This window comes from Amycolatopsis sp. NPDC051106 (genome assembly GCF_040682775.1).
Classification (GTDB): Bacteria; Actinomycetota; Actinomycetes; order Mycobacteriales; family Pseudonocardiaceae; genus Amycolatopsis.
Genome location: NZ_JBFBBQ010000018.1, coordinates 33,671 through 59,274, shown reverse-complemented (window position 1 = coordinate 59,274; position 25,604 = coordinate 33,671). Strand labels below are relative to the sequence as shown.

The 25,604-nt window shown below is 72.1% G+C and carries 24 protein-coding genes and 2 pseudogenes; 8 read left to right on the top strand and 18 right to left on the bottom strand.

All coding sequences use genetic code 11. From position 1 onward, the window contains the following. Window positions 1-7: 7 nt before the first annotated feature. The 5 genes from AB0M83_RS16640 to AB0M83_RS16620 form a co-directional block, all read right to left on the bottom strand. Entirely contained in the window at window positions 8-850 is an 843-nt protein-coding gene (locus AB0M83_RS16640; RefSeq protein WP_364517789.1) for a GAF and ANTAR domain-containing protein, read from the bottom strand. 57 nt (window positions 851-907) lie between these two features. Next, a complete protein-coding gene (locus AB0M83_RS16635; RefSeq protein WP_364517787.1) occupies window positions 908-1,375 on the bottom strand; it encodes a hypothetical protein in 468 nt (155 codons plus the stop codon). Further along, a complete protein-coding gene (locus AB0M83_RS16630; RefSeq protein WP_364517785.1) occupies window positions 1,372-3,003 on the bottom strand; it encodes a cytochrome bc complex cytochrome b subunit in 1,632 nt (543 codons plus the stop codon). The genes AB0M83_RS16635 and AB0M83_RS16630 overlap by 4 nt, the downstream gene beginning before the upstream one ends. 602 nt (window positions 3,004-3,605) lie before the next feature. Further along, window positions 3,606-3,905, bottom strand: coding sequence for a hypothetical protein (locus AB0M83_RS16625; protein WP_364517783.1), 300 nt, complete (start codon window positions 3,903-3,905; stop codon window positions 3,606-3,608). A gap of 44 nt (window positions 3,906-3,949) precedes the next feature. Continuing rightward, window positions 3,950-4,951, bottom strand: a complete 1,002-nt coding sequence (locus AB0M83_RS16620; RefSeq protein WP_364517914.1) for a cation diffusion facilitator family transporter — start codon at window positions 4,949-4,951, stop codon at window positions 3,950-3,952. 108 nt (window positions 4,952-5,059) lie between these two features. On the opposite strand from AB0M83_RS16620, the gene AB0M83_RS16615 reads away from it, so the two are divergent. Both AB0M83_RS16615 and AB0M83_RS16610 read left to right on the top strand, forming a co-directional pair. Continuing rightward, on the top strand, window positions 5,060-5,449 hold the full coding sequence (locus AB0M83_RS16615; RefSeq protein WP_364517781.1) for a metalloregulator ArsR/SmtB family transcription factor: 390 nt from the start codon (window positions 5,060-5,062) through the stop codon (window positions 5,447-5,449). A 109-nt stretch (window positions 5,450-5,558) separates the two neighbouring features. After that, window positions 5,559-7,514: a potassium transporter Kup gene (locus AB0M83_RS16610; RefSeq protein ID WP_364517779.1), complete on the top strand. Its 1,956-nt coding sequence runs from the start codon at window positions 5,559-5,561 to the stop codon at window positions 7,512-7,514. Window positions 7,515-7,535: 21 nt separating this feature from the next. Here AB0M83_RS16610 and AB0M83_RS16605 read toward each other — a convergent pair whose 3' ends face one another. From AB0M83_RS16605 to AB0M83_RS16595, 3 genes are all read right to left on the bottom strand, one after another. Further along, a complete protein-coding gene (locus tag AB0M83_RS16605; protein ID WP_364517777.1) occupies window positions 7,536-8,516 on the bottom strand; it encodes a DUF916 domain-containing protein in 981 nt (326 codons plus the stop codon). Between the two features lie 63 nt (window positions 8,517-8,579). After that, entirely contained in the window at window positions 8,580-10,130 is a 1,551-nt protein-coding gene (locus AB0M83_RS16600; RefSeq protein ID WP_364517775.1) for a metallophosphoesterase family protein, read from the bottom strand. Window positions 10,131-10,246: 116 nt separating this feature from the next. Further along, window positions 10,247-11,437: a HupE/UreJ family protein gene (locus AB0M83_RS16595; protein WP_364517773.1), complete on the bottom strand. Its 1,191-nt coding sequence runs from the start codon at window positions 11,435-11,437 to the stop codon at window positions 10,247-10,249. Window positions 11,438-11,598: 161 nt separating this feature from the next. On the opposite strand from AB0M83_RS16595, the gene AB0M83_RS16590 reads away from it, so the two are divergent. Beyond that, entirely contained in the window at window positions 11,599-12,252 is a 654-nt protein-coding gene (locus tag AB0M83_RS16590; RefSeq protein WP_364517771.1) for a hypothetical protein, read from the top strand. Here the strand turns inward: AB0M83_RS16590 and AB0M83_RS16585 are convergent. Continuing rightward, window positions 12,249-12,659 (bottom strand): YkvA family protein, encoded by a 411-nt coding sequence (locus AB0M83_RS16585; RefSeq protein ID WP_364517770.1) that lies wholly within the window; start codon window positions 12,657-12,659, stop codon window positions 12,249-12,251. The two genes, AB0M83_RS16590 and AB0M83_RS16585, sit on opposite strands and share 4 nt — an antisense overlap. A gap of 141 nt (window positions 12,660-12,800) precedes the next feature. Between AB0M83_RS16585 and AB0M83_RS16580 the strand changes: the two are divergent. Together AB0M83_RS16580 and AB0M83_RS16575 are read left to right on the top strand one after the other, a co-directional pair. Further along, window positions 12,801-13,229, top strand: a pseudogene (locus tag AB0M83_RS16580) (HupE/UreJ family protein); the annotation flags it as partial. A 13-nt stretch (window positions 13,230-13,242) separates the two neighbouring features. Beyond that, window positions 13,243-13,764 carry a HupE/UreJ family protein gene (locus AB0M83_RS16575; protein ID WP_364517912.1) on the top strand — a complete coding sequence of 174 codons (522 nt, stop codon included), beginning with the start codon at window positions 13,243-13,245 and terminating at the stop codon, window positions 13,762-13,764. A gap of 137 nt (window positions 13,765-13,901) precedes the next feature. Here AB0M83_RS16575 and AB0M83_RS16570 read toward each other — a convergent pair whose 3' ends face one another. From AB0M83_RS16570 to AB0M83_RS16560, 3 genes and pseudogenes are all read right to left on the bottom strand, one after another. Continuing rightward, window positions 13,902-14,516 (bottom strand): SRPBCC family protein, encoded by a 615-nt coding sequence (locus AB0M83_RS16570; RefSeq protein ID WP_364517768.1) that lies wholly within the window; start codon window positions 14,514-14,516, stop codon window positions 13,902-13,904. Then, window positions 14,516-14,947: an organic hydroperoxide resistance protein gene (locus tag AB0M83_RS16565; protein WP_364517766.1), complete on the bottom strand. Its 432-nt coding sequence runs from the start codon at window positions 14,945-14,947 to the stop codon at window positions 14,516-14,518. Before AB0M83_RS16565 ends, AB0M83_RS16570 begins: the two co-directional genes overlap by 1 nt. 71 nt (window positions 14,948-15,018) lie before the next feature. Then, window positions 15,019-15,480, bottom strand: a pseudogene (locus AB0M83_RS16560) (ATP-binding cassette domain-containing protein); the annotation flags it as partial. Between the two features lie 184 nt (window positions 15,481-15,664). On the opposite strand from AB0M83_RS16560, the gene AB0M83_RS16555 reads away from it, so the two are divergent. Next, entirely contained in the window at window positions 15,665-16,408 is a 744-nt protein-coding gene (locus AB0M83_RS16555; protein ID WP_364517764.1) for an SDR family NAD(P)-dependent oxidoreductase, read from the top strand. Between the two features lie 29 nt (window positions 16,409-16,437). On the opposite strand, the gene AB0M83_RS16550 is transcribed toward AB0M83_RS16555, so the two are convergent. Then, the gene (locus AB0M83_RS16550; RefSeq protein ID WP_364517762.1) at window positions 16,438-17,139 is read right to left on the bottom strand and encodes a helix-turn-helix domain-containing protein; all 702 of its coding nucleotides are present in this window, start codon (window positions 17,137-17,139) and stop codon (window positions 16,438-16,440) included. Between the two features lie 153 nt (window positions 17,140-17,292). Between AB0M83_RS16550 and AB0M83_RS16545 the strand changes: the two genes are divergently transcribed. Both AB0M83_RS16545 and AB0M83_RS16540 read left to right on the top strand, forming a co-directional pair. Beyond that, on the top strand, window positions 17,293-18,432 hold the full coding sequence (locus tag AB0M83_RS16545) for a cytochrome P450 (RefSeq protein ID WP_364517760.1): 1,140 nt from the start codon (window positions 17,293-17,295) through the stop codon (window positions 18,430-18,432). A 5-nt stretch (window positions 18,433-18,437) separates the two neighbouring features. After that, window positions 18,438-19,259: an oxidoreductase gene (locus AB0M83_RS16540; RefSeq protein WP_364517758.1), complete on the top strand. Its 822-nt coding sequence runs from the start codon at window positions 18,438-18,440 to the stop codon at window positions 19,257-19,259. A gap of 159 nt (window positions 19,260-19,418) precedes the next feature. Here the strand turns inward: AB0M83_RS16540 and AB0M83_RS16535 are convergent, their stop codons facing one another. The 5 genes from AB0M83_RS16535 to AB0M83_RS16515 form a co-directional block, all read right to left on the bottom strand. Further along, window positions 19,419-21,386, bottom strand: coding sequence for a DUF2264 domain-containing protein (locus tag AB0M83_RS16535; RefSeq protein ID WP_364517756.1), 1,968 nt, complete (start codon window positions 21,384-21,386; stop codon window positions 19,419-19,421). Beyond that, window positions 21,383-22,396: a hydroxyacid dehydrogenase gene (locus AB0M83_RS16530; protein WP_364517754.1), complete on the bottom strand. Its 1,014-nt coding sequence runs from the start codon at window positions 22,394-22,396 to the stop codon at window positions 21,383-21,385. The genes AB0M83_RS16535 and AB0M83_RS16530 overlap by 4 nt, the downstream gene beginning before the upstream one ends. Continuing rightward, window positions 22,393-23,202 (bottom strand): carbohydrate ABC transporter permease, encoded by an 810-nt coding sequence (locus AB0M83_RS16525; RefSeq protein WP_364517752.1) that lies wholly within the window; start codon window positions 23,200-23,202, stop codon window positions 22,393-22,395. The genes AB0M83_RS16530 and AB0M83_RS16525 overlap by 4 nt, the downstream gene beginning before the upstream one ends. A 104-nt stretch (window positions 23,203-23,306) precedes the next feature. After that, window positions 23,307-24,233: a sugar ABC transporter permease gene (locus tag AB0M83_RS16520; RefSeq protein WP_364517751.1), complete on the bottom strand. Its 927-nt coding sequence runs from the start codon at window positions 24,231-24,233 to the stop codon at window positions 23,307-23,309. Next, window positions 24,233-25,546 carry an extracellular solute-binding protein gene (locus tag AB0M83_RS16515; RefSeq protein WP_364517748.1) on the bottom strand — a complete coding sequence of 438 codons (1,314 nt, stop codon included), beginning with the start codon at window positions 25,544-25,546 and terminating at the stop codon, window positions 24,233-24,235. The genes AB0M83_RS16520 and AB0M83_RS16515 overlap by 1 nt, the downstream gene beginning before the upstream one ends. Window positions 25,547-25,604: the final 58 nt, after the last annotated feature.

Genomic DNA, 25,604 nt, shown 5'->3' with positions numbered 1-25,604 from the left:
CGGCGGGTCAGGCCGAGCCCGCCGCGCCGCCGCGCTGAGCCGGTTCGACGATCGCCGGCTGGGCCACGATGAACGCGGCGATGTCGCGGACCTTGCGGTTCGTCCGCTGGGAGAGCCGGGTGAGCCAGGCGAACGCCTCGTCGGCGGTGAGCTCGCGGCGAGCCATCACGATGCCCTTGGCGGTGGCGATCGTGTCGCGGGTCTCCAGTGCGGTGACCAGCTGCCGGGCTTGGACCTGGGCGTGGGCCCACCGGGCCGCGGTCAGGATGATCCCGGACATGGCGCTGGTGAACAAGGCGACCAGGGCGGCGTCCATCGGGTCGAAGGCGTCCTGCTTCCGGCTCCACACGTTCAGCGCGCCCGACAGGTCGTGGTGGCGGGCCGCTTCCCCGGTCACCGCATCGTCGACGCCGACGAACAAGGGGCAGGACAGCATCGTTTCGACGCCGGCGCCGGCCGCGGCCTCGCCGAACGCGGGCCATCGCCGGCAGGCCGTGGCCGTGTCGGTGCGGACGACCGTCTCGGTGCGCGTCGCCTCGAGGCAGGGGCCGTCGTCGAGGGAGTACTGGGCCTTGTCGAGGACGAGCACGCTCTCCTCGGTGGCCGCGATCGTGCGGGGCACGCCGCCGTCGAACAAGGTCACGCTCGCGGCGTCGGCGCCGGGCAGCACCGCCACCACCCGGGTGGCCATCCGCGCCAGGGTCTCGTCGCGGGGCTCGCCGGCTCGCAGTGATTCCGTCAGCTCGAGCAGGGCCGCGGAGACGTCGTGCGTCCGGTGGTCCATCTTCACGCCCTCCTCGACGCCCTCCGCGGACCCCTTGATCCACGCCTCGTGGATCCAACTTCCCACGTCGTCCGGCGGATCGCCAGGGGAGCGGTTTCAGGGCGGGCCAGGCCGGCCGAAGGCTCAGCCGAACGGGATGCTGGCCGCCAGGCAGCTCCGCCATCCCCTGGTCCGGCCCAGCGCGGCGAGGTCGTCGACGATGAGGTCGTCTTCGCCGGTGCCGGGCCGGGGCGGGAGCAGGACGAACAGCACCTGTCGCTGGCGGCGTGCGGCGCAGGTCCACTCCGGTGGCGGGTTCGCCGGTTCGAAACCGACGGTGAGGCTCCGGCCGCCGGCGTGCACGGTCACCGCGGGCCGGCCGGTGATCTCGACGTGGCAGCCGGCGGCCCAGGGCCAGAGGCCGCGTTCCCACTCCCACCCGGCCGGGGTGGCGAAGCCGGCCTTGCTCAGCAGGCGGACCAGCTCCCGGTGGTCGTCGGGGCGGCCCGGCTGCAGGAGCAGCACGGGGTACAGGTTCTCGTCCTCGTAGACGAGAACGTCGATCTGCCAGCGGGAGGGCATCGCCGTGCCGCCGGAGCCCGGCGGGGTCATGGCCGGGCCTGCCCGTCTTGCGGTTCGCCGCCGAGGCCGTGGCGCAGCTGTCCGCGGCGGGCCGCCGCTTCCAGAGCCGCGGTCTCCTCCGGTGGGTCGGGGCGCAGCAGGCTGCCCGGCACCGCGTGCCCGGCCGCGCCGAGCTTGTTGGGTTTCTTCGGGACCGACGCGCCTTGGTAGGTCAGGGCCTTGCCGTCGAGCGGCTGGTGGATCTCCAGGTAGGTGCCGTCCGGGGTGCGGGTGATGATGCCGGTTTCGATGCCGTGGCCGAGGACTTCGCGGTCGGAGCGTTGCAGGGCGAGGCAGACGCGGTAGGTGATCAGGTAGGCGACGGGCGGGGCGAGCAGCAGGCCGATGCGCCCGGCCCAGGTGGTGGCGTTGAGGGAGATGTCGAACTGCAGGGCGATGATGTCGTTGAACGACGAGAGGGTCAGCACGCCGTAGAACGCCAGCGCCATCATCCCGATGCCGGTGCGGACCGGGACGTCCCGCGGACGCTGGAGGAGGTTGTGGTGGGCGGTGTCGCCGGACAAGCGGCGTTCGAGCCAGGGGTAGCTGATCAGGGCGCCGAGGAGCAGGGTCATGCCGACGACACCGGCGAAGAACGGCTGCGGCACCGTGTGGTTGCCGAGGAACAGCTCCCAGGGCGGGTAGACGCGCAGCAGGCCGTCCGCCCAGCCCATGTACCAGTCCGGCTGGGAGCCGGCGGAGACCTTCGACGGGTCGTAGGGGCCGAACTTCCACACCGGGTTGATCTGGAAGAGCCCGGACATCAGCGCGAGGATGCCGGTGACGAGCGCGAAGAAGGCGCCCCCCTTGAGCGCGAACACGGGCAGGATCCGGACGCCGACGACGTTGGTCTCCTTCCGGCGGACGCCGGGGAACTGGGTGTGCTTCTGGTACCAGACCAGCGCCAGGTGGACGCCGACGAGCGCGAGCATGATCCCGGGCAGCAGCAGGATGTGGATCGTGTAGAGCCGGGGGATGATGACGTCGCCGGGGAATTCGCCGCCGAAGAGGGCCCAGTGGATCCAGGTGCCCACCACGGGCAGCGACAGCACGATGCCGGAGAGCGTGGCGCGGATGCCGGTGCCCGACAACAGGTCGTCGGGCAGCGAGTAGCCGAAGAAGCCCTCGAACATACCCAGGATCAGCAGGAGCGCGCCGATCACCCAGTTGGCTTCGCGGGGACGGCGGAACGCTCCGGTGAAGAAGATCCGGAACATGTGGATCATCATGGCGGCGACGAAGATCAGCGCGGCCCAGTGGTGCAGCTGGCGCATGAAGAGCCCGCCGCGGACTTCGAACGAGAGGTCGAGGGTGGTCGCGAACGCCCGGGACATCGGCACGCCGCGCAGGTCCGCGTAGGCGCCTTGATAGGTGACTTCCTGCATCGACGGGTCGAAGAAGAGCGTCAGGTAGACACCGCTGAGCAGCAGGACGATGAAGCTGTAGAGGGCCACCTCGCCCAGCAGGAACGACCAGTGCGTCGGGAAGACTTTGGTGAACTGCCGCCGCAGGCCCCCGGCCGCGTGCAGCCGCCGGTCGGCACCGCCGGCCGCGGACGCCGCCGCGCGGGTGGCTCGGCCCAGTCCGCGGGTGGGGGCGGGAACGTGGCTGGGACTCATGGTTCCTCCGCGGGATCGGTGACCGTCAGCGGCGCTTACCCGGGCTTTTTGCCGACAACCCTTCGATCACTTGGCGCGTCGCGAACCCCATGGCGTATCCGCGGGCGAATTCCCCGCGGATACGCCGTGCGGTCCGGGCCAGTGCGCGCAACGGCCCCGATCTCCTCGGGAGAAATCGGGGCCGCGCTCGGAGCGTGCCGCCTCGGCGGGTGACCGGAGCGTCGTGGCAGCACGGGGGTCCACCGGCGACATTCCCGTACCGATCCCCGGTAAACCGGCTGGTGCGCAGGCCGCGCCCCGGAAGCGACGGACGTCACCTGCCGGGCGGCCGTGGTCCGGAAACAACCGTGCGGCGGGGACGTTGTAGAGGGTGTCGGTACGGCGGTGTCCCCGGGCCTCACCCCTTGCCTTCACGGAATACCGATCCGGTCGGAGCCGTGTCGTGCCACCCGCCGAGAGGCGACCCCCGTACCGGCCTCAGTCTCCCGTTTCCGCTCGCAGGTCGACCCCCCTCAGACCTCCGCGGGGCGGAAACGGGACCGAATCGTCCGACCGCGCAGGCGTTCTCCTCGTGTCCGAGGTGGCTCACCCCATCGCTCGGTCTAGGGACGGCCGCGTTGGGGTGTCTGGCCGGCCACGCCGTGGCGCAGGGGGGTGGTTCCGAGGGCAGCGGTCGAGTCGTCGACCGGCGAACCGCCCGGGGTGCCGGACACCGGTGGTGCCTGCCGCGGGTCGCCGGGGGTGGGTTCGGCGCCGTCGCGCAGCTCGGCGAGCCGGGCTTCGAGGAGCGTCAGAACCGGGACCCGGCCGCTGTGCGCGCGTTCGTGGTCGAGGAGCGAGATCGCCGCCTGGCCGCCGGCGGCCGGGTCGTGCCGGACCGGAGACGGCCGCAGGGAACTCACGTGATGCGCGTGCCGGCAGTGCCGGGTTCGGCCCGTCTCCTCTTTCACCCGGCGGCGGGCTCGGTAAGGATGGCCGCGGCGGTGAGCCGGGGTACGGCGTGCCGCAGCCGGGCTTCGACGTCGTGGGTGAGCTGGTGGGCCTGCTTGACCGTGAGGTCGGCGTCCACCCGGACCGCGAGTTCCGCCCTCAACGCGTGGCCGATCCAGCGCATCCGCAGATCGGTCACGTCCCGGACCCCGGGAATCGCGCGGGCGGTCCGCTCGGCGAGGTCGACGGTCGCCGGGTCGACGGCGTCCATCAGGCGCCGGAAGACTTCCTTCGCCGCGTCGCGCAGGACGAACAGGATCGCGACGGTGATGAGCAGGCCGATGATCGGGTCGGCGGCGGGGAAGCCGAGCCCGACTCCGGCGGCGCCGAGCACGACGGCCAGCGAGGTGAACCCGTCGGTCCGGGCGTGCAGGCCGTCGGCCACGAGCGCGGCCGACCCGATCTGACGACCCACCGTGATCCGGTACCGCGCGACCAGCTCGTTGCCGATGAAGCCGACCACGCCGGCCGCCGCGACGACCCACAGGTGCTGGACCGGCTGCGGGGTGATCAGCCGCAGCACCGCTTCGTAGCCGGCGAGTGCCGCGGAAGCGGCGATGAGCAGCACGACGACCACTCCGGCGAGGTCCTCGGCCCGGCCGAGGCCGTAGGTGTAGCGGCGGGTGGCGGCGCGGCGGCCGAGCAGGAACGCGATCCCGAGCGGGAGCGCGGTGAGGGCGTCGGCGAAGTTGTGGATCGTGTCGCCCAGCAGCGCGACCGAGCCGGTGACGAGGACCAGCGCCAGTTGCGCGACCGCCGTGACGAACAACGCGGTGAACGACCGGATGAGCGCCCTGATGCCGCGCTTGCTCGTCTCGAGCGCGGTGTCGACGCGGTCGGCGCTGTCGTGGCTGTGGGGCGTGATCAGGTGCCGCAGCGCGCTCGATCCGCGGCGCCGCCCCTGGCCGTGGCCATGGGCATGCCCGTGTCCACGGTGGTCGTGGCCCTGCTTCGCCATGGCTGTCTCCGGTTCCGCGGTCGTCGGATCTTCGCTGTCCACGTTAGCAGCGTATATGCGTACACATGCAGGTACGTAGGCAGCTGGATGAGCAGGTAGGCTGGCCGGATGCACGAATCGCTGCCGGACTTCGACATGCCCACCGAGGAGCAGGTGCACCTCGCCGCCGAGTCCCTCCGGCTGCTGGCGGACCCGACGCGGATCAAGGTGCTGTGGGCGCTGCTGCAGGGCGAGTCGTCGGTGGCTTGCCTGGCGGAGCTGGCCGGCGCGGCCCCGACCGCGGTCAGCCAGCACCTGGCGAAGCTGCGGCTGGCCGGGTTGGTCAAGGGCCGCCGCGAGGGCACGTTCGTCTACTACTCGGCCGCGGACGACCACGTCCGCGGCCTGCTCGCGCAGGCACTGCACCACGCCGACCACGTCGACCGCGGCATCACGGAGGGCCAAGGCGGCGACCACGCCCAACCGCACCGGCCGCGTGCGAGGCGAACCACTCGATAGCCGTCCCAGAGTTCCGCGGTCCTGGTGAACCGGCCCGGCTCCGCGCCGGGTGAAGATCGTCCAGGGCCGGTATCGTCGCGCCGGTGCGGCTCGCCCTGGGGAGAAGATCGTGACGAACGACCGGAACATGACGACAACGGACGAAGCGCCGGCGGCCGGTGGCCGGAGTGTCCGCCAGTCGGTGCGGCTCGCGGTCGTGGTCGGTGCGCTCGGTGTGGTGTTCGGCGACATCGGGACCAGCCCGATCTACACCCTGCAGACGGTCTTCAGTCCCAGCGACCCGCACCCGGTGCCGGTCAGCGTCGACAACGTCTACGGCGTCGTGTCCCTCATCTTCTGGTCCGTGACCGTCATCGTCACGGTCACCTACATCCTGCTCGCCATGCGCGCCGACAACGACGGCGAGGGCGGCATCATGGCGCTGATCACCCTGCTGCGGAAGTGGGCCGCGGGCCGGGGCCGGCGGGCCGCGGTGGTGCTGGCCGGGCTGGGCATCTTCGGCGCGTCGCTGTTCTTCGGCGACAGCATGATCACCCCGGCGATCTCGGTGCTCTCGGCCGTGGAGGGGCTCAAGGTCGTCGACGAATCGTTCGACGCCTGGGTCGTCCCCATCACGGCGGTGATCATCGTCGGGTTGTTCCTCGTGCAGCGACGGGGGACCGCGGCGGTCGGGCGGGTGTTCGGGCCGGTGATGATCGCCTGGTTCACCGTCATCGGCGCGGCCGGGATCACCGGGATCGCCGGGCACCCGGAGATCCTCAAGGCGCTCTCGCCGACCTACGCGGCCGGTTTCCTCGCCGGCCACTTCGGCATCGCCTTCTTCGCGCTGGCCGCGATCGTGCTGGCGGTCACCGGCGCCGAAGCGCTGTACGCCGACATGGGCCACTTCGGACGGCGCGCCATCAGCCGCGGCTGGCTCTTCCTGGTGTTCCCCGCGTGCGTGCTCAGCTACTTCGGCCAGGGCGCGCTGATCCTCGAGAACCCGGCCAACGTCAGCAGCCCGTTCTTCCTGCTCGTTCCCGGCTGGGCCCGCATCCTGCTGGTGCTGCTCGCCACGGCCGCGACCGTGATCGCCTCCCAAGCCGTGATCACGGGCGCGTACTCGGTCGCGTCGCAGGCCGCCCAGCTCGGGTACCTGCCGCGGCTGCGGATCGCCCACACCTCCGAGACCGAGCGCGGGCAGATCTACGTGCCGTGGGTGAACTGGCTGCTGCTGGTGTCGGTGCTGACGCTGGTGTTCGCGTTCCGCAGCTCGGCGGCGCTGGCGTACGCGTTCGGCATGGCCGTGACCGGGACGATCACCATCACCACCACGCTGTTCTTCTACGTCGCCCGGATCAAGTGGCGCACACCGGTGTGGCTCCTGGGGCTCGGCGGCGCGGTGCTGCTCTCGGTGGACCTGCTGTTCGTCGCGGCGAACCTCACCAAGCTCGTCCACGGCGCGTGGCTGCCGCTGCTGATCGCCCTCACCGCGTTCACCGTCATGACGACGTGGCAACGCGGCCGCCAGATCGTCACCGCCGAGCGAAGCCGCCACGAAGGCTCATTGCGGGAGTTCGTCGAACAGATCCACAGCGGCGAAGAGGCGACGCAGCGCGTGCCCGGCACGGCCGTGTTCCTCAACCGCGGCAACGAAACCGCGCCGCTGGCCATGCGCGCCAACGTCGAGCACAACCACGTCCGGCACGAGCACGTCGTGATCCTGTCCCTGGAGACCGAGCCGGTGCCCCGGATCCCGGACGCCGAGCGGGTCACCGTCGACGACCTCGGGTACGCCGACGACGGGATCACCTACGTCATCGCGCGGTTCGGGTACATGGAGACTCCGGACGTGCCGAGGACCCTCGGACTGCTCGACCCGGACGCCACCGAGGGCCGCCTGGAAGTCGGCGAGGCGTCCTACTTCCTGTCCAAGATCGAGCTCCGCCGCGGCGACGAGCCGACCATGGCGGGCTGGCGCAAGCGCCTGTTCATCGCGACGTCGTACATCACCGCCGACGCCGCGGAGTACTTCGCGCTCCCTCGCGACCGCACGGTCATCATGGGCTCGCACATCGAGGTGTAGTGCCGGTGGCCCGCGGGTGGATCAGACCGCGACCTCGTCGCGCTCCGGCAGGCGCTCGTCTTCGCCGGGCTTGGCTCGCCGCCGGCGTCGGAGCACGACCAGCACGGCGATCAGCGCGACGACGCAGGCCACCAGCGTCCACGGGACGGCCGACGCGTGTGTCGTCGTCTCGGTGGCGGGCAGGGGAGCGGTCGAGCCCGCCGCGTCGGTGAGCAGCGGGACGACGGTGACGGTCCCGGTCAGGGACAGCGCCGGGGTGACCGCGGGCACCGGCACCGACACCTTCCGGGTCTCGCCGGGCAGCAGCTGCGGCGAGTCGGGAATGGCGCCGGCCTGGACGCGCAGGCTGCCGAACGGGCCGGAGACCGATGCCGACTGCCGCGCCGCGACGACGGCGTTGCCGGTGTTGCGCAGCGTGTAGGTCAGGGTGGCGTCGCCCGTGCCGAACGGGTTCGCGGTGCCCGCGTAGCCCACTTCCGCGTCCTCGACCGACAGGCCCGGACGCAGGTCGCCGCCGACGCGCAGCCGGATCCGGATGCCGACCCGCCGCTCGACGCCGCCCTGGGTCGTCGACGTGAGGATGCCACCCAGGTGATCACCGGAGGACGCATCGGCCGGAACCGTGACCGTGAAAGGCATCTCGGCGGTCTGTCCCGGTTGGACGGTGACGTGATCGTGGCTCGGCCGGACCCACGCGCCGACCCCGGTCGACGGCTTGCCCTTGGCGAGGAGGTCGAGCTGGCCGCTGTCGGTGGTGAACGCGTCCGCGCTGTACACGGCCAGGTCGAGCGGGGCCGGGCCGTGGTTGGCGATCACCAGGCCGTCGTCGATGCGTTCGCCCGCGTCGGCGGTGTAGCTGTAGTTGTCCCGGTCGGTGCCGAGGTCGTTGACCGCCGTCGCCACCGTCCACGGCACCTCGTCCTGGGCACCGGCGACGCCGGGGGTGTTTGCGGCGAAGCCGGCCGCGGCCAGCAGGGCCACGACAACGCGGGTGATGTGCATGGGGGTCCAAGTCGGGAAAAGTGTGGTGGGGCGGGGTCTCCGCCCCACCACGCGGTCAGCGGGTCAGTTCAGCGCGGTGACGGTGCGCCCGGGGCCGGTGGCCGGCTGCTCGAGCCAGCACGGCTTGCCCGGGGGCGTGTGGTCGCGGCCGCGGTAGGGGTGGATGGTGACCTTGTCGACGACGGAGCCGACCGGCTGGGCCGGGGTGGCACCGCTGTCCGGGCCGCACCACGAGACCTTGCCGAGCTCGACCGCCGCGTTCGGGGCGGCGCAGGTGCCGCTGCGGAGGTTCTGCACGACGAGCTTGTCGTCCCGCACCCCGACCTTGACGTAGGTGCGGACGTGCTCCTGGTTCTCGACCGAGTTGGCCCAGTGGTGGTCCGGGTCGAGCGGGTCCGGACCGTAGTTCGGGTCCTGGGTGGTGTCCGGGTCGGTCAGGTCGTAGTACTTCGAGCCCGACGCGGAGTTCGCCGTCACGTAGACGACGCCGCCGGGACCCTGGGTCACCTGGGTGGCGCCGGGCTGCTCGGCCGGGTTCGCCTTCTGCCCGTTCTTGATCACGTAGCTGCGGGAGTAGCTGTGGTCGTGGCCCTGCAGGACCAGGTCGACGCCGAGGTTCGAGAACGCGGTCGGGAAGTCCTGACGGCGCTTCTGGTTGTCGGCGTCGTTGGCGTGGTCGGCCGGCGAGTAGATCGAGTGGTGGTAGACCAGCACGGTGTACTTCGCCTTGCGGCCTTCCTTCTTCACGACGTCGGTGACGTACCCGATGTGCGCCTCGTCCGCGCCGGCGGCGTAGGCGTTGCTGTTCAGGTCGATGAACAGCACGTCCTTGTAGCGGAACCAGTAGTCGCCGCCGGACCGGGTGGCCGGGTCGCCGTTGTAGTACGCCGACGAGCGGTCGGTGTTCGGCGTCCAGAAGTGCTGCTCGTAGGCCTTGCCGCCGACGTCGTGGTTGCCGATGGTGGCGGCCCACGGGTACTGGCGCAGCTTGTCGGACGCGAGGAAGGCGTCCCACTGCGTTTCGGTGTTGGCGCTCTCGACCTGGTCGCCGCCCGAGACGAGCAGTTCGGCGTTCGGGTTGGCGCCGAGGGCGACGTTCAGGGTGTCGGCCCAGCCGGCACCGTCCTCGGCCGTGTTGCCCGACGACCCGATCTGCGGGTCGCCGAAGAACAGGAAGTCGAAGTCGCCGCGGAAGTCCTGCGTCTTGAAGGTGTACACCGGCGACCAGCTGCCGCCGGAGCCCACGCGGTAGGAGTAGCCGGTGCGCTGGCGCAGGCCGTCGAGCGTGGCGTGCGCGTTGAAGCCGCCGTTGACGCTGTTCGCGGTGACGGTGGCCGGGAAGGTCTGGGCGTTCTTCGGGAACTGGCCGTGCTTGATCCGGTCGCTCGGGGCGACCTGCACGACCTGGGCGGCGCCGGTGGCGGAGTACCAGCTCACGACGCGCTGGTTCTCCTGGGCACCGACGCCGAGGACGATGCCGGACAGTTTCACCGGCTCGTCGGCGGCGGCCGCGGTGACCGGGCCGGTGCCGAACGCCACGGCCAGGCCCAGCGCCGCCGCGGTGAGGCCGCGGGCGGCGGGCCGCGCGCCCGCGATCGATCTGAGGAACTTCATCGGGGTGGGTCCATTTCGGTCGGAGAGGTTGAGCCGCACGAAGCGTTTACGCCGCTCATGTGAGCCAGGTGAACAAGGCTCGTCGTCCCGGTTGCGCGGGCCGGAAGAACTGGCGGTCACAGCCCGGAAACGCGCTGCACGAACCAGGTCAGGCCGATCACCGAGACCGCAGCGGCGATCGCCCCGGTCGTCCAGCGCGGCGCGCCGGGGGACCGGCGGCGCAGCACGGCGAGCAGCGGGAAGACCAGCGCGATGAGCGCCAGCTGCACGGCCTCGATGCCGAGGTTGAACACCAGCAGCGACCACAGCAGCGTCCACGACCACGCGGTGTCGATGCCCAGCGCGGAGGCGAACCCGAGTCCGTGGGCCAGCCCGAAGCAGAACACCACCCCGAGCCGGATCCAGCCGGCCCGGTCGAGGCTGAAGTGCCCGTCGCGCGCGTCGAGATCCGGCAGGCCGCGCAGGAGCCGCCACAGCGGCCAAGCCGCGACGACCGCGATCGAGAGGGCGATGAGGGGCTCGATGATCGCGGCGGGCACCCGCACGAGGCCGAGCGCGGCCAGCACGAAGGTCACCGAGTGGGCGAGGGTGAACGTCGTGGCCGCGAGCACGATCTCCCGCAGCCGCCGCGATCCCGCGATGAGCGCCAGCAGGAACAGGATGTGGTCGAGCCCGGTGAGCAGGTGCTCCGCGCCGAGCCGGAAGAAGTCCCAGAACCGTTCGGTCCAGGCCTGCCGCGTGGAGAACGACGGCTGCTGCGCGTCGAGCGCGGCGCTGCCGGAGGTCAGGTCGAGGGCGTAGGTGAGGATCGTCTTGGTGTCGCGGACGTACTGCTCGGAGTCCGGGAACAGCCCGCTGGACACCTCGTGCGCCTCGGCGTCCGGGCAGCGGTAGTCGAGGACCAGCCGCGTGTAGGGCACGCCGTCGCGCTGCTCGATCGCGAAGCCGCCGTCTTGCCCGGGAGTGCACGCTCCGCCCTCGGTGGTGACGCGGAAGCGCTCGGTCACGTACTTCACGACCGAAGCGGTGTGGGCCTGGAGCGCGGCGGCCTGCGCGGCCGCGTCCCGGGCGTCGAAGGCCGCGGTGCCTTGCCGGAACAGCGGATCGTCGCGCTCGGCGTCGGCGGCCGAGACGACGAGCAGGTCGTACTCGAGCCCCAGTGCGGCGCGGACGTGTCCCCGCTCGGGTGCGGTGAGGTCGGCGTACACAGTGGACGAAAAGCCGTGGGCGGACGCGGGCGCGGCGCCCAGCACGGCGGCCGTGACCGCGAACGCGGCGACGGCGAAGGCGGGGACGAGACGGCGCATGGATCCTCTTTCTGCTGTTGCGCCCCGAAGCCTGCTGGCCGCGGGCGAACGGACGGCGGATCCCAGGCGAACACTCGGCGACCGGAAGCCGACGGACGGCGCGCGACGCCGGCGATCGGGTAGGAAGGGGCGTCGACTGCTTTCGTGAGAGGACGATCAGCTTGCGTTTCCGGTTCGCTGTCGCGCTGGCCGTGGTCGCCGTCCTGACGGCCGGCTGCGGACCACCGGGCGACTGGTCCGCGCCGCACCCGGCGCCCAGCGCCGTCGGCGTGCTCGGTCCCGGGTTCGTCACGGCGTCGCCGACGCCCGAAGCGACGATCACCCCGAGCCCCGGCTCCTGGGACGGCGTCAATCCGTCGCCGGGCTACCGGGTGGTGCTGCTGAGCGCCGGGGACGACGCGCCGACCCGGACGCTCGTGGCCGCGGTGACGGGCTGGGCGGAGCAGGAACAGGTCAGCCTCAAGACCATCACCGCTGCGGACCCCGGCCGGTACACCGAGAGCATCGGCGAGGCCGTGAAGCTGGCGCCGGACCTGATCATCAGCGCGGGCCGGCAGCTCGTCGACCCGCTGGCCCTGGTCACGGCCAACCACCTCGATCGCCAGTTCCTGGTGCTCGGAGCCGAGCTGGCCGAGCCGACGGCGAATGTGACGGCGGCCAACTGGCCGGGCGCGTCCTTCCGCGGCGAGGGTCTCGGCACATCGACGGGCTACGACCCGGCATCGTTCACCCCCGCGCGCGCGTCAGCGGCGGTCCGGGCCGGCGTCGCGAGCGTCCTCAACGGACTGACGGGCATCGTGGTCCGGCTCGGCTAGCGAATCCCGGTCAGGCGGGTGAGGGCGGCGAAGCCGTCGTCGGTGCCGGGCCAGTGGGCGCGGACGGCGTCGAGCCCGGCGTGGCGGACGACGCCGCGCAGGACGGCGGTGACGATGATGGCGTCGTCGGCGTAGCCGAGGACGGGGATGAAGTCGGGGATCACGTCGATCGGGAGCGCGAGGTAAGCGAGAAGCAGGCCCAGCCGGATCCGGACGCCACAGGGAAGCGTCTTGTCGGCGGCGAGGCGCCGGATCAGCCGGAGTACGTCGGGCAGGAGCCGGAGCGCCTCGCGCAGCAGGCCACCCCGTGGCCGCACGATCACCAGCGCGACGACGAGTGCCAGCCAGGCCAGCAGCAGCGCGGCGGCGACGCCGATCAGCAGATCCCACCAGAACGAGCCGGTCATCGCTGCTCCTCTCATCACATCGCGAAGTTACCTCCGTAACGGGGGTCGCGGCCTGGCCGAAGCCGGGCTTCCGCCCGGTCGCCGCGGTGCTCACCGTGGTTGCCGTCGTCCTGGTCTTCGGCTTCCGCTGGCCGATGCTGCGTGTGCTCGCCGTGGGTGCCGGGCTCGGCGCGGTCGCTGCGTTGGCCGGGCCGACTCCGGTGGCGGGTTCCCGGCCTGAGGCTGGGTCCTCATCGTGATCGTGGTGCTCGCGGTGATCGGCGGTGTGCTCGTCGCGCGCCGACGCGGTTCCTCGACGCCGGGCGGGGAGTGACCGTGTTCCCCTCGCGTGTCCTGACCCGGCCGGCCGCCGGGATCGCCGTCCTCGTCACCGCGGTCGTGTGCGCCCCGGCCGCGTCGGCGCACGGGATCTCCGGATGCGCCGCCGACAAGACCACCCTCGAGTTCGTCCCGCTCGGCATCGAGCACATGCTGCTGGGCTGGGACCACCTGCTGTTCATCGCGGGCATCGTCCTGCTCGCCGGTGAGCTCCGCCGCGCGGCGAAACTGATCTCGGTGTTCGTGCTCGGGCACAGCACCACCCCTGATCGCCGCGACCCTGGCCGGCTGGCGCGTCGACGCCACCGTCGTGGACATCGTCATCGCGCTCAGCCTCGTGTTCGTCGGCGTGGTCGGCTGGTTCGGCCGCCCCATCCAATGGCGCTGGTTCGGCCTCGGCGTGTTCGCCTTCGGGCTCGTGCACGGCCTCGGCCTCTCGACCCGGCTGCAGGACCTCGGCCTGCCCGCGGACGGACTGTTCGGCCGCGTGATCGCGTTCAACGTCGGTGTCGAGATCGGGCAGCTGCTGGCGATCGCGGTCATGATCGTCCTCGGCAAGCTCGCCGCCCGCGTGGTGACGTGGTCGCGAGCGCACAAGGCCGCGCACGGCGGCCTGGTCGCGGCCGGTTTGGTTGCGGCGGTCGTGCTGAGCGTCGTCGCGGTGACGGCTGAGCCGGCCGACGCGATCGGCAGCTGCTCGGTCCGCCCGCGCACCGAGACCTACCCCGGTGGCGAGGGCGGGCATCCGGCCAGGGACTTCTACGAACCGACCGAATCGCCTCGCTGATGGAGTTCAAGAGCCGCTGGTTCGCCGACCCGCGGTCGCACCCGGCCGGCTGACGCGGGGCGAGGCGAAACTGCACGTCTGGGTTGGTGCGTTCCCCGGTTTCCACGACCTCGCCGACGCTCACCCGATCGTCCTGATCACCCAGCCACTACGTCGTCGCCCCGGGCCTCGATGGCCTTGACCGTGTTCTTCAAGGCCTTGCGAAGCACACCTTTGCCGACCGACCCGAGCAGCGTGCCGGTCAGGCGCCCCTTGAGGTTCTTACCCTCCCGCACCACCACGACGTCCAGCGCCGTCGTGCCGTCCGGTTGCCGCGTCAGCGTGTAAGTGTGTCCCGATCGGCCACCCCAGAGGTTCGAGTCGGTCGTTTCCATGACGATCCGGCGGGGATCCGACCAGTCGTACCGCAGCCGCTCCCAGATCCCGCCCGAGCCTTCGGTGACGTCGGCCCAGCCGGGACCTTGGCCGTGGACCTTCAGGTACTCGTCGGCGCTGTTGCCGAACAACAGCGCACGACCGGGCCCGAAATCGGTGAGCGCGGCGAGGACCTGCCCGGGTGTCGCGGTGGTCGTCTCGACGAAGTGCAATGTGGACATTTCCTTCTCCTGGGTGTCTGGGTGGATTGCCTGCAGCCGACTCTCCAGGGTCGGCGTGCCGCGCTCCACCGATCGTCGGCTTGGGACGCGCCGGACGCCGGCGCCGGGGGTGACGGCGGTGAGCACGCCCGCCCCGACGCCCAGCGCGCGCTTCATCAGGCGACGGTGGCGTCGAGGGTGACCTCGATGTTGCCCCGGGTCGCTTTCGAGTACGGGCACACCTGGTGGGCGCCCTGGACGAGCTCGTCCGCCGTGGCCTGGTCGATGCCCGTCGCCTCCAGGTGCAGGACCGCGCTCAGCTTGAACTCGCTCGCCTCCGTGTCGTGGTGCAGCGTCACCTCCGCGACGACGGCGAGGTCGTTCAGCGGCACCTTCTTCGCACCGGCGACCCGGCGCACGGCGCCGACGAAGCACGACGCCCACCCCGCCGCGAACAGTTGCTCGGGATTCGTCCCGTCGCCCGCGCCGCCGAAGGCCTTGGGCACGGCGAGGGTGACGTCGAGCGCGCCGTCGTCGGAGGTCGCGCGGCCGCCGTTGCGGCCCTCCGCGGTGGAGGTGGCGACGGCGGTGTAGGTCACTTCGGACATGTTCTTCCTTTCAGCGGGTGACTTCACCACGCTAGGAATCCGGCACGACCCGCGGCGACCGTCGTCCGACGTCACCCGTGTACGTCACCGTTCTCCAGTCGCAGCCACCGGTCGATCCCGATCGCGTCGAGGAACCGTTCGTCGTGGCTCACGACGACGAACGCGCCGCGGAACGCCGTCAGCGCGGTCTCCAGCTGGCCGGTGCTGACCCGATCGAGGTTGTTCGTCGGTTCGTCGAGCAGCAGCTGCAGTGCCGGTTCGGCGAACAGGACGCAGGCCAGCGTGGCGCGCAGCCGTTCCCCGCCCGAGAGGACGCCGACCGGCAGGTGCACCCGTGAGCCGCGGAACAGGAAGCGGGCCAGCAGGTTCATCCGCTGCGCGGGCGGCAGCGCGGGGGCGGCGGCGGCCAGGTTTTCGGCGACCGTGCGGTCGTCGTCGAGGAGGTCGAGTCGCTGGGAGAGGAACGCGATCCGGCCGTCGGCCCGCGACACGGCGCCGGCGTCCGGGGCGAGGTCGCCGTGGACCAGCCGCAGCCGGACCCACTCACATCGCGCTGAGCAACCACGGCGACGTCAGCACGCTGCTGGTGGTGGTCTTCCTGGCCGCGACCGTGGCCGGGTGGGTGCTGACCCGTTCCGCGATCCGCGCTCTGCCGGCGCTCCGGTGACGCCGCTCACGTCCTGTCACGGCCGGGCAGGGAAGTGGTGTCTGGTGGGCATGACTCACTCAGAACACACTTCGGTCCTGATCACCGGTGCCAACAAGGGCCTCGGTTTCGAAGCGGCCCGCCGGCTCGGCGAACTGGGCTGGCAGATCTTCCTCGGCTCGCGAGACGAAACCCGAGGGCGGGAAGCCGCCGGCAAGCTGACCGCCGGTGGGGCCCGCGTCGTCATGGTTCCGCTGGACGTGACCTCGGAGCAGTCGGTGAGCGACGCGGTCCGGCTCGTCCGGAAGCACACCGAACGGCTCGACGTGCTGATCAACAACGCGGGTGCGCCGGGCACCGTGGTCGCGCCCGCGGACGCCACGGCCGAGGAGATCCATTCCGTCTACGACACCAACGTGTACGGACCCATCCGGGTCACACACGCGTTCCTTCCCCTGCTGCGCGCCGCGGACAACCCGCGGGTGGTGATGGTGTCCAGCGGCGGCGGTTCGTTCGCGGTCGTGACCGATCCGGCGCAGCCCGTCTCGAAGATGCACGAGCTGGCCTACAGCTCGTCGAAGGCGGCACTGAACATGATCACCGTGCGGTACGCGCAGGCGCTGCCGGACATCAAGTTCAACGTCGCCACCCCCGGCGAGGTCGCCAACCACAAGTTCGCGGCCACCGACATGAACCGGCACACCGGTCAGCTGACCGTCACCGAAGGCACCGACTCGATCGTCGAACTCGCGACGCTCGACGCCGACGGGCCGACCGGGACCTTCATCGACCGCCTGGGCCCCGTCGCCTGGTGAGCCACCCGGCCCGGACGACCGGCGCGGTCTCAGGGCCGGGTGGCGAGGGTCTGCCGCCAGTGTTCGGCCGCCTGGGTCATGTCGTGGCCGAGGTGGTCGAAGAACCGGCTCGTGGCGTGCAGCCGGGCGCCGGCCGGGGTGGTGGTGCCGTACAGCTCGGCTCCCTGCCGGGAGAGGGCGGCCCACCTCGCCATTCCCTCGGCGCTCGTCTGCCACGCCCGGTACCAGACATCGTCGTCGATCAGGTAGCGCTGGCGCCGGCCGTCGCGTTCGCGGCCGACCAGGCCGCGCTGCTCGAGCCAGGCGATGGCTTTCGAGATCGACGCCGGGCTGACCTGAAGCCTGGCGACGAGCTCGGGGGCGGTGCTGCTGCCCGTGTCGCTGGTGAAGAGGCAGACCAGGACCTTGGCCATCATCGCGGGGACGCCGGTTTGGATCATCATCTCGGTGAACCTGTCCTGGAAACCGCGCTGGACCAGCGGGTCACGCCCGTCGGGGCCGGCGGCGGGCGGCGTGGCCGGGTTCGGCTTGCGGCGGTGGGCCCGCCAGTTCGTCGCCTGCTGCGCCTGGTTCGCCCGGTAGCCGCGGGCGCCTCCGTTGCGCGCGACCTCGCGGCTGACAGTCGACGCGGGCCGCCGCAGCCGGCGGGCGATCTCGGCGAAGCTGTGGCCCGCCGCCAGCCCGGCGGCGACGCGCTGGCGTTCCTCATGGGTCAGCCGGCCTCCCGGCATCGTGCCGCTCCTCTCGCAACCAGTGCATTCAGGTGCATTGTCATTGCACAGATTGTATCGCGTGGACCTCGGAACACCATGCTGCCGAATTGCGACAGCACGAAAGGCAGTCCTAGCTTTCGGCTATCGCGAAGAGAACGAGAGGAGACCGACATGGCCCCGTCACTGCCGACGGCCCGGCCGGCCGAACGGCCGTACGATCCGCCCGACGGGCCGGCCGAGCTGCGCGAGCAGCGTCCGCTGAGCAGGCTGAGCTACCCGGACGGGCACGAGGGGTGGCTGGCGACCGGTCACGCCCTGGTGCGCGCGGTCCTGGCCGATCCGCGGTTCAGTGTGCGGCCCGAGCTGCAGCACCTGCCGGTTCCCGGTGCTCCCGGCAGTGACCGGCCCGCACCGCCCGGGCTCTTCAGCGGTATGGGCGCCCCGGAGCACACCCGCTACCGCCGCTTGCTCACCGGTCAATTCACCGTCCGCCGCATGCGCCGGCTCACCGAGGAGATCGAGGGCATCACGGCTGACCACCTCGATGCGATGGAGAAGCACGGCGGCCCGGTCGACCTGGTGGCGGCACTGGCGCAGCCGATCCCCGCACAGGTGTTCTGCGAGCTGCTGGGCGTGCCGCACGCGGACCGGGCCCGGTTGCAGAGGGCCGTCCTGGGCCTGTTCCGGCCGGCCTCGCCGGAGGAGCAGGGGGCGGCCTACGCGGTCGTGCACGAGTTCATCCGTGAGCTGGTCGCGGCCAAGCGCACCGAGCCCACCGACGACCTCCTCAGCGGGCTGACCGTCAGCGACCTCACCGACGAGGAACTGGTCCACATCGGCTTCGTGCTGCTGGGCGCCTTCGCCCTGTTGAGCCACCCCCGCCGGCTCGCCGCCCTGCGCGCGGACCCGGGCATCGCCGGCCACGCGATCGAGGAACTGCTGCGCTACCTGAGCATCATCCCGTTCACGGTGCGCACCGCGCTCGAGGACGTCGAGCTGCACGGCGAGCGGATCGCCGCGGGGGAGACGGTCAGCGTGTCGGTCCCCGCGGCCAACCGCGATCCCGCGCAGTTCGCCGATCCCGACACCCTCGACCTGCTTCGCCCCGCCGGCGGGCACGTCGCCTTCGGGCACGGCATCCACCAGTGCCTCGGCCGGCAGCTCGCGCGCGTGGAGCTGACGGTCGTGCTGCCGGCACTGGTCACCCGGTTCCCGGGCCTGCGCCTGGCGGTGCCCGCCGAGGACATCCCCATGCGAACCGACATGCTCATCTACGGCGTGCACGAGCTGCCCGTCACCTGGGAGGCGTAACTTTCATGGCAGCCAAGGTATGCCTGGTCACCGGCGCGTCGTCGGGCATCGGCCACGCCACGGCGCTGGAGCTCCTGCGCGCGGGCCACACGGTGTACGGCGCCGCGCGGCGCGTGTCCAAGATGGACGATCTCGGCGCCGCCGGCGGGCACGCGCTCGCCATGGACGCCCGCGACGACGAGGACCTCGACCGGGTGGTCGCCACCGTCCTGCGGGAGCAGGGACGGATCGACGTCCTGGTCAACAACGCCGGCACCGTCCTGCACGGCGCCATCGAGGACGTGCCCCTGGGCCTGGCGCGCGACCAGCTCGAGGTCAACCTCCTTGCGCCGGCCAGGCTGGTCCAGCTCGTCCTGCCGTCCATGCGCGAGCAGCGCGCCGGCACGATCGTCAACGTCTCGTCGATCGGCGGCGAAATCGCGTTGCCGCTCGGCGCCTGGTACTACGCGTCCAAGCACGCGTTCGAGGCGTTCTCCGACACGCTTCGGATGGAAGTCCGGCCGTTCGGGATCGACGTCGTGATCGTCCAGCCCGGCATCATCAAGACCGAGTTCGAGGACCGGACGGCCACGCAGCTGCGGGAGATGTCCGGCCGCGGGGCGTACCGGGAGATGGCCGAGGCCATGGCGAAGCGCGGCGAGACCGGGCTGAGCGAGGGCTCGGACCCCCGTGTCGTCGCCGAGACGATCCGGCAGGCGGTCGAGTCCGGCCACCCGGACACCCGCTACGCGGTCGGCTGGCTCGCGGACAAGCTCCTGCAGCTCAACCGGTCACTGCCCGATCGTGAGTTCGACGCGCTGGCCACCGGGTCGACCGAGCAGGGGTGACGCCGGCGAGGGTCGTGGGGCCGACAGCGGCGGGTCGGGAACTCTCCTGGGGAACAGCCGGTTGGGCGTGTTCGGTCCGTGGGGGTCGGCCGGGAAGCGAGGTCTTGGAGCAGGCCGAGGCGTAGCGCCTCGGTCCGGTCGTTCGCGGCGGGCATCAGGTCACCGGCCGGCCGGTGCGGGCAGGGTGACGGTGGTGTCGAAAGCGTCCGGCCAGGTCACCGTGATCCGGTGGCCGCCCTCGTCCGGGGTGACCGCGACCCGCACGGCGGGCGCGGGCGGGCCGCCGCGGTCGAGGACGACCAGCGCGGCGAGCACCTCGCCGGCCGGTACCCCGTCCCCTGTGGACAGCCAGGGCGTCGCGGTCCAGGCGCCGAGCGGCGACGTGCCGTGCTCGACGGCGACGCCCGCGGTGGTGCAGCCGCACAGTCCCCACAGCGCCGAACGCAGGGCCGGCGTGGAGGCGGACGCGCTGACGTCCGGGCCGGTGTCCGCGGCCGGGCGGGAGCCGGCCGCGACCGGCCAGCCGCCGAGCCGGACACTCCGGCCGGACGTGGCCGGCGTGGCGTCGACCCGGGCCAGCCGGACTTCGAACCCGTCGCGCACCACGGAAGCGACCGTGACGATCGGGCCCGGTACGACCGGGCCGCTGCGGCCCGACCCGTGGTCCGGCGAGTGGTCGCCGACGGCGTCGACCCAGCGGACCGGCCCCTGGGACGCGGCGGCGGCGACGCCTCCGGGGAGTTCGATCGCGTAGCAGGTCTCGAAGCCCGCGCGGTGGCTCGCGCGGCCGGACTCGTCGAGCACGACCACGGAGTTGTCGAGCGGATCCGGCACCGTGTCGCCGGTCAGTGGCGGGACGGTGGCGGTCGAATAGCCGAGCCGCGCGTAGAGCGGCGAGTCGGTGCGCTGGTCACCGGGTTTCGCGTGGTCGGTACCGTGGTTGAGCACCACGGTGATCCCGTCGCGCCGGCGGGCGGAGACCAGCCAGCCCGGTGCGGCGAGCACGCGGACGACGTCCGCGGTTTCGACCGGCAACGGCTGTTCGACGTCCGTCCACACCGGATGGCCGGCGGGCAGGAGCAGGCCGAGCAGGCCTTTGGCGGCCCAGTACGGAGAACCCGGTCCGGAGTAGGACTGGCGCATCGCGGGCCAGGCGTGGTGCCAGCCGAGCCGCAGCAGTCCGTCCGGTTCGAACGCGTGGTGGTCGGCGAAGTGGCGCACCACGCCGCCGGCCACGCGGCGGGTGAGCCCGGGAGGCAGCCCACTCGCGCCGGTGAGCGCCCCGGCCCAGAACGGCGCGGCGGCGGCGAACCGGTAGACGAGGCTGCGGCCCTGCAGCAGCGGCGACCCGTCGGTGCCGACCAGCCGGACGGCGTCGTCGAGGTAACCCCGGAGGTCCTGCGCCCACGTTTCCCGCAGTCCGGCCGGGCACAAGGTGCCGGTGACGTCGAACAGGTGCGTCCACAGCGACGGGTACAGGTGCAGGGCCCAGCCGGTGTAGTGGTCGTACGCGCGTTCGGCACCGTCGCTGAGCCAGCCGCCGGGGCGCCGCAGCGACGCGTGCACGGCGAGGTCCTCCTCGATGTCGGCGGCCGACCACGGACCACCGGCCTCGCGCAGGAACGATTCGACGACGATCCGGAACCACACCCAGTTGATCGGCGGGTAGGGCTGCCCGACCACGGTCGCCAGCCAGCCGACGACCCGGTCGCGGACGGCGTCGTCGAGCCGGTCCCACAGCCACGGACGGGTCAGCTGGAGCACCAGCGCGATCGACGCGGCCTCCACTTTGGACTGTCCTAGCCGGTCCGGTCGTGGCCACGCCTCGGCGGACCTCGGATCGGTGCCGGCGGCGAGCCCGCGCGCGTAGTGCTCGAGGAGGCCGTCCGGGTCCGCGCCGCCCTCCCCGGCGACGCGGAAGCCGGCGAGCAGGAACGTCCGGGCGAACCCTTCCAGCCCATCGGAAACGCGGCCGTTGCGGCTGGCCGGGCCCGGCAGGTCGATCCGGGCCCCGGCCGGGGAGCGGTACCGGCCGGCCGCCGCGAGCAGCCGGTCCGCCAGCGCCGTCCAGTGCCCGCGGGTCCAGCCGGTGTACGGCGAGAGCAGCCGGTCCTCGGCGGGGGTCACGCCTGCACGGCCAGGGTCTGCCGGGTCACCGGGGCCCGGGGCGGGAGTCCCGCGGCGTAGCGCTCGAGTTCCCCGATCGTCTCGGCGCTCATGGTGCGCGTCTCCGACCCCAGCGATCCCGCCACGTGCGGCGTCAGCACCACGTTGGGCAGGTCGTAGAGGGGGGAGCCGGCCGGCAGCGGCTCCGGCTCGGTGACGTCGAGGACGGCGTGCAGTCCGTCTGCGGCACAGGCGTGTTCGAGGGCGGCGGTGTCGACGAGCGCGCCCCGCGCGGTGTTGACGAGCACCGCGCCGGGCCGCAGGGCGGCCAGCTCCGCGGCGCCGATCATGTGGCGCGTCTCCGGCAGCGACGGCGCGTGCAGACTCAGCACGTCCGCCTGCGGAAGCGCCTCGGGCAGGGCGGCGGGCTCGGCACCGGCCGCCCGGATCTCGGCCGGGTCGGCCACCGGGTCGACGACGAGGACCCGGGCCAGCTCCAGCAGCCGCAGCAGCGCGGCGACCCGCCGGCCGACCCGGGAGAAGCCGACCAGCACGACCGTGCGATCCCGGCCGGACAGCTCACCCCGGCCGTCCCGGTAGCGCCAGTCCTCCCGGAACGTCCGGGCGTCGGCGGCCAGGAAGGGCACCTTCTTGAACGCCCACAGGATCGCGCCCAGGGTGTACTGGGCGACCGGTTCGGCGTTGGCCCCGGCGGCGGTGGTGACCAGCAGCCCCCGGTCGAAGACCGCGGCGCCGACGTGGTCGCGGACGCTGCCGGCGGCGTGGAGCACGGCCCGCAGGTTCGGGGCGGCTCGCAGGATCGTGTCGTCGAGCGGGGGGCAGCCCCACGACGTGATCAGCACCTCGACCTCGGCCAGCCGCGCCCGCACCGGCGCCGAGGCCAGTTCGCCCGCGCACACCGGCTCGCCGAGCCGGGCCGTGGCGCGCAGCCGCGCCAGTTCCGCTTCGCCGAACTGCAGGCGCATCGTGTCGGGGGCCATCACCAGCAGGGTCTCCGGGCGACGGGTCATTTGACGCTGCCCGCCGCCAGCCCGGACCGCCATTGCCGGTGCAGCAGGACGAACGCGACGACCAGCGGCACCACGGCCAGCAGCGAGCCGGTGACGACGAGCGGAGTGTACTGCGGGAACTGGGTCACGCGCGTGCTCCACTGGTACAGGCCGAGGCTCATCGGGAACAGCTGCGGGTCGGTGAGCATCACGAGCGGCAGGAAGAAGTTGTTCCAGATCCCCACGAACTGGAACAGGAAGATCGTCACGAGCCCCGGTCGTAGCATCGGCAGCGCGATGGTGAAGAACGTCCGCAGTTCGCCGGCGCCGTCGGTCCGGGCGGCCTCGAGCACCTCGCCGGGCACCGCGGCGTCGGCGTAGACCCGCGCGAGGTAGACGCCGAACGGGTTGGTGAGCAAGGGAACGAACACCGCCCAGAACGTCCCCACCACGTGCAGCTGGGAGGCCAGCAGGTACAGCGGCAGAGCCAGTGCCGTGGTGGGCACGAGGACGCCGGCCAGCGTCACCGCGAACAGCGCGCGCCGGCCGGGGAAGTCCAGCTTCGCGATCGCGTACCCGCACGCGGCACAGATCAGCGTGCCGAGCACCGCGCCGAGCCCGGCGTAGAGCAGCGAGTTGCGGATCCAGGCGAGGAAGACGCCGCCGTCCTGGGTGACCAGCGCGCCGAGGTTGGCGCCGAGGTTCCACCGGCCGAACTCGAACGCGCTGGTGGTGGAGAAGTCGCCGACGGACTTGGTGGCCGAGGTGACGAGCCAGACGAGCGGCAGGACCGCGTACAGCGAAACCAGTACCAGCAGGACGTGCACGACCGTGCGCGACGTCCACCGCGAGCCTGTTTTCCGGGGGTTCCGGGTGGCGGAGCCCCCGGCCCGAGGCGGAGCCTCGGATGTCGCAGCGGCGGGGGAGTGGATCAACGCGACCTCCGGGCGGACAGGCGCATCACCAGCGCCGAGAGCAGGGCCGAGACGAGGGCGAGCAGCACGGACGCGGCGGCGGCCCGCCCGTAGTCGCCGGCGACGAACGCGGCTTCGTACACGTACAGGCTGGGTGACCACGAGCTCGTGACCGAACTCGTGAAACCGCGCAGCACCAGCGGTTCGGTGAACAGCTGCAGCGAGCCGATGACGGTGAACACCAGCGCGACGAAGATCGTCGGCCGCACCATCGGGACCTTGACCGACCACGCGGTCCGCAGCTGCCCGGCGCCGTCGGCGCGGGCCGCCTCGAGCACGTCTCGCGGCACCGCCTGCAGCGCGGTGTAGAAGATGATCATGTTGTAGCCGACCCACTGCCAGGTCGCGATGTTGACGATCGCGGGCAGGATCCCGTTCTTGCCCAGCGGATCGAACGGCAGCAGTGCGGACAGGCCGGAGCCCGGGCTGTAGAGGTAGGCCCAGACGAGGCCGGTGATCACCACCGGAACGGCGTAGGGCAGGAAGATCGCCAGCGACCACACCCCCCGCAGCCGCACGACGGCGGAATCGAGCAGCAGGGCCAGGACCAGCGCCAGGCCGAGCATGATCGGGATGTGGACCAGCACGAACAGTGCCACGTTGCCGAGGCCGGTGTGGAACGCGCGGTCGGTGAGGACGTCGAGGTAGTTGCCGAGCGCGACGAACACTTGGTGCGGCCCCGAGAACCCCAGGCCCGACAAGCGGTCGGTGAAGAGGCTCAGGTACAGCGCGTAGAGGATCGGCACGAGCACGGTGCCGGCCAGCAGCAGGGCGAACGGTGCCGCCAGCACGAGCCCGGCGTGGCCGCGGCGGCGCCGCGGCCGTCCGGCGTCCGCGGGGGTGTCAGGGCCGCGCACGGCCCGTTCGGGGGTGAGGACGGTCATCACGCTTTCCCTTCCAGCACGGTCAACCCGCGTGACCGGAGGTTCGCGACGGCGTCCGCCTGCGTCTGCCGGACCGCGGCCGTCAGGGTGGTGCTCCCGGTCTTCACGCCGCCCAGGTGGTCGGCGACGGTGGAGAAGAGACCCAGCGCGTTCGGCCCCCACGTCCAGTCCGGGACGCGGCGGGCGGCCTCGTCGAGCACGCCGTAGACGGGGTCGCCGAGGAAGTAGCCGCCCTGGTACGCCTTCTCGGCCACGGCCCGGCTCGGCAGGTAGCCGGGGAACGGAGTGGTGAAGGTGGTGCCGATCTTCGCCACGGCGGGATCGGTGCTCAGCCAGCGCAGGAACTTCACCGCCGCGTCCGGCACCTCGCTCTCGGCCGAGACGGCGAAGGCGCTGCCGCCCTGGACGCCGGTCGCGGGCTTGCCGTCCCAGGTGGGCATGGTGGTGACGGCCCAGCGGTTCTTGTCCTGCGGCACGGACTTGCCGAGCGTGCCGACGCTCCAGGCGGCGCCGAGCAGCCCCCACAGCCGGCCCTGGTGCATCGCGCCGATCCAGCCCTGGTCCCCGGTGGGCACGGCGGCGACCAGGTCGTCGGCGATCATCCGCTGCCAGTAGTCCGCGGTGCGCAGGGTGCCTTCGCCGTCGACGTTCACGCGCCACGCCCCGCCGTCGACGCGCCACCAGGGATCGCCCGCCTGCCAGCACATCCCGGCGAAGAACGAGCCGTCGTTGAGGGGGAACGTCGTGATGCGAGCCGCCGCGTCGGCCGCGCGGACGGCCTGGGCCGCGGTGCGGAACTCGGCCCAGGTGCGCGGCACCGCGATGCCGTGCCGGTCGAAGAGGTCCTTGCGGTAGTAGAGCACCATCGGCGCGAGGTCCATCGGGACCGCCCAGGTGCGTCCGCCGGGGCGGACGCCCTGCCAGGCCGCGGGGGAGTAGCCGGGCTCGAGGTCGGCGAGGTCCGCGGTGAGATCGCGGAGGCCGCCGGTGGTGAGCAGCTGCGGCAGGCCCTGGTACTCGGCGTGCAGGATGTCCGGGGCGTTGTGGGCGCGCAGCGCGTTGGTCTGCTGGGCGTACCCGCCCTTCAGGCCGGACGCGATCACGTTCAGCTCGACCGCCACCTCGTGCTGCGCCGCGTTGAACGCGGCGACGTACTTGTCCATCCCGGTCAGCCAGGACCAGACGCGCACGCGCGTGGCGCCGGACGCCGTCGCCGGCGCCGTGCAGCCGCCGAGCAGGCCCGCGGCCGCGACCCCGGCCGACCCGGCCAGGAAACTTCGGCGGGACAAGGCCGCCGGACCCCGAAGCGTCATTGCTCCTCCGTGAGAGTGATGTCGGCCACTCCAGCGTGTGGCATAGTTCGAGTCAACA

Bases quoted from the DNA above. Each gene is read 5' to 3' on its own strand.
- AB0M83_RS16635 (WP_364517787.1), bottom strand. From the start codon at position 1,375: ATGACCCCGCCGGGCTCCGGCGGCACGGCGATGCCCTCCCGCTGGCAG.
- AB0M83_RS16630 (WP_364517785.1), bottom strand. From the start codon at position 3,003: ATGAGTCCCAGCCACGTTCCCGCCCCCACCCGCGGACTGGGCCGAGCC.
- AB0M83_RS16620 (WP_364517914.1), bottom strand. From the start codon at position 4,951: ATGGCGAAGCAGGGCCACGACCACCGTGGACACGGGCATGCCCATGGC.
- AB0M83_RS16615 (WP_364517781.1), top strand. From the start codon at position 5,060: ATGCACGAATCGCTGCCGGACTTCGACATGCCCACCGAGGAGCAGGTG.
- AB0M83_RS16605 (WP_364517777.1), bottom strand. From the start codon at position 8,516: ATGCACATCACCCGCGTTGTCGTGGCCCTGCTGGCCGCGGCCGGCTTC.
- AB0M83_RS16600 (WP_364517775.1), bottom strand. From the start codon at position 10,130: ATGAAGTTCCTCAGATCGATCGCGGGCGCGCGGCCCGCCGCCCGCGGC.
- AB0M83_RS16595 (WP_364517773.1), bottom strand. From the start codon at position 11,437: ATGCGCCGTCTCGTCCCCGCCTTCGCCGTCGCCGCGTTCGCGGTCACG.
- AB0M83_RS16585 (WP_364517770.1), bottom strand. From the start codon at position 12,659: ATGACCGGCTCGTTCTGGTGGGATCTGCTGATCGGCGTCGCCGCCGCG.
- AB0M83_RS16570 (WP_364517768.1), bottom strand. From the start codon at position 14,516: ATGAAGCGCGCGCTGGGCGTCGGGGCGGGCGTGCTCACCGCCGTCACC.
- AB0M83_RS16565 (WP_364517766.1), bottom strand. From the start codon at position 14,947: ATGTCCGAAGTGACCTACACCGCCGTCGCCACCTCCACCGCGGAGGGC.
- AB0M83_RS16555 (WP_364517764.1), top strand. From the start codon at position 15,665: ATGACTCACTCAGAACACACTTCGGTCCTGATCACCGGTGCCAACAAG.
- AB0M83_RS16550 (WP_364517762.1), bottom strand. From the start codon at position 17,139: ATGCCGGGAGGCCGGCTGACCCATGAGGAACGCCAGCGCGTCGCCGCC.
- AB0M83_RS16545 (WP_364517760.1), top strand. From the start codon at position 17,293: ATGGCCCCGTCACTGCCGACGGCCCGGCCGGCCGAACGGCCGTACGAT.
- AB0M83_RS16540 (WP_364517758.1), top strand. From the start codon at position 18,438: ATGGCAGCCAAGGTATGCCTGGTCACCGGCGCGTCGTCGGGCATCGGC.
- AB0M83_RS16530 (WP_364517754.1), bottom strand. From the start codon at position 22,396: ATGACCCGTCGCCCGGAGACCCTGCTGGTGATGGCCCCCGACACGATG.
- AB0M83_RS16520 (WP_364517751.1), bottom strand. From the start codon at position 24,233: ATGACCGTCCTCACCCCCGAACGGGCCGTGCGCGGCCCTGACACCCCC.
- AB0M83_RS16515 (WP_364517748.1), bottom strand. From the start codon at position 25,546: ATGACGCTTCGGGGTCCGGCGGCCTTGTCCCGCCGAAGTTTCCTGGCC.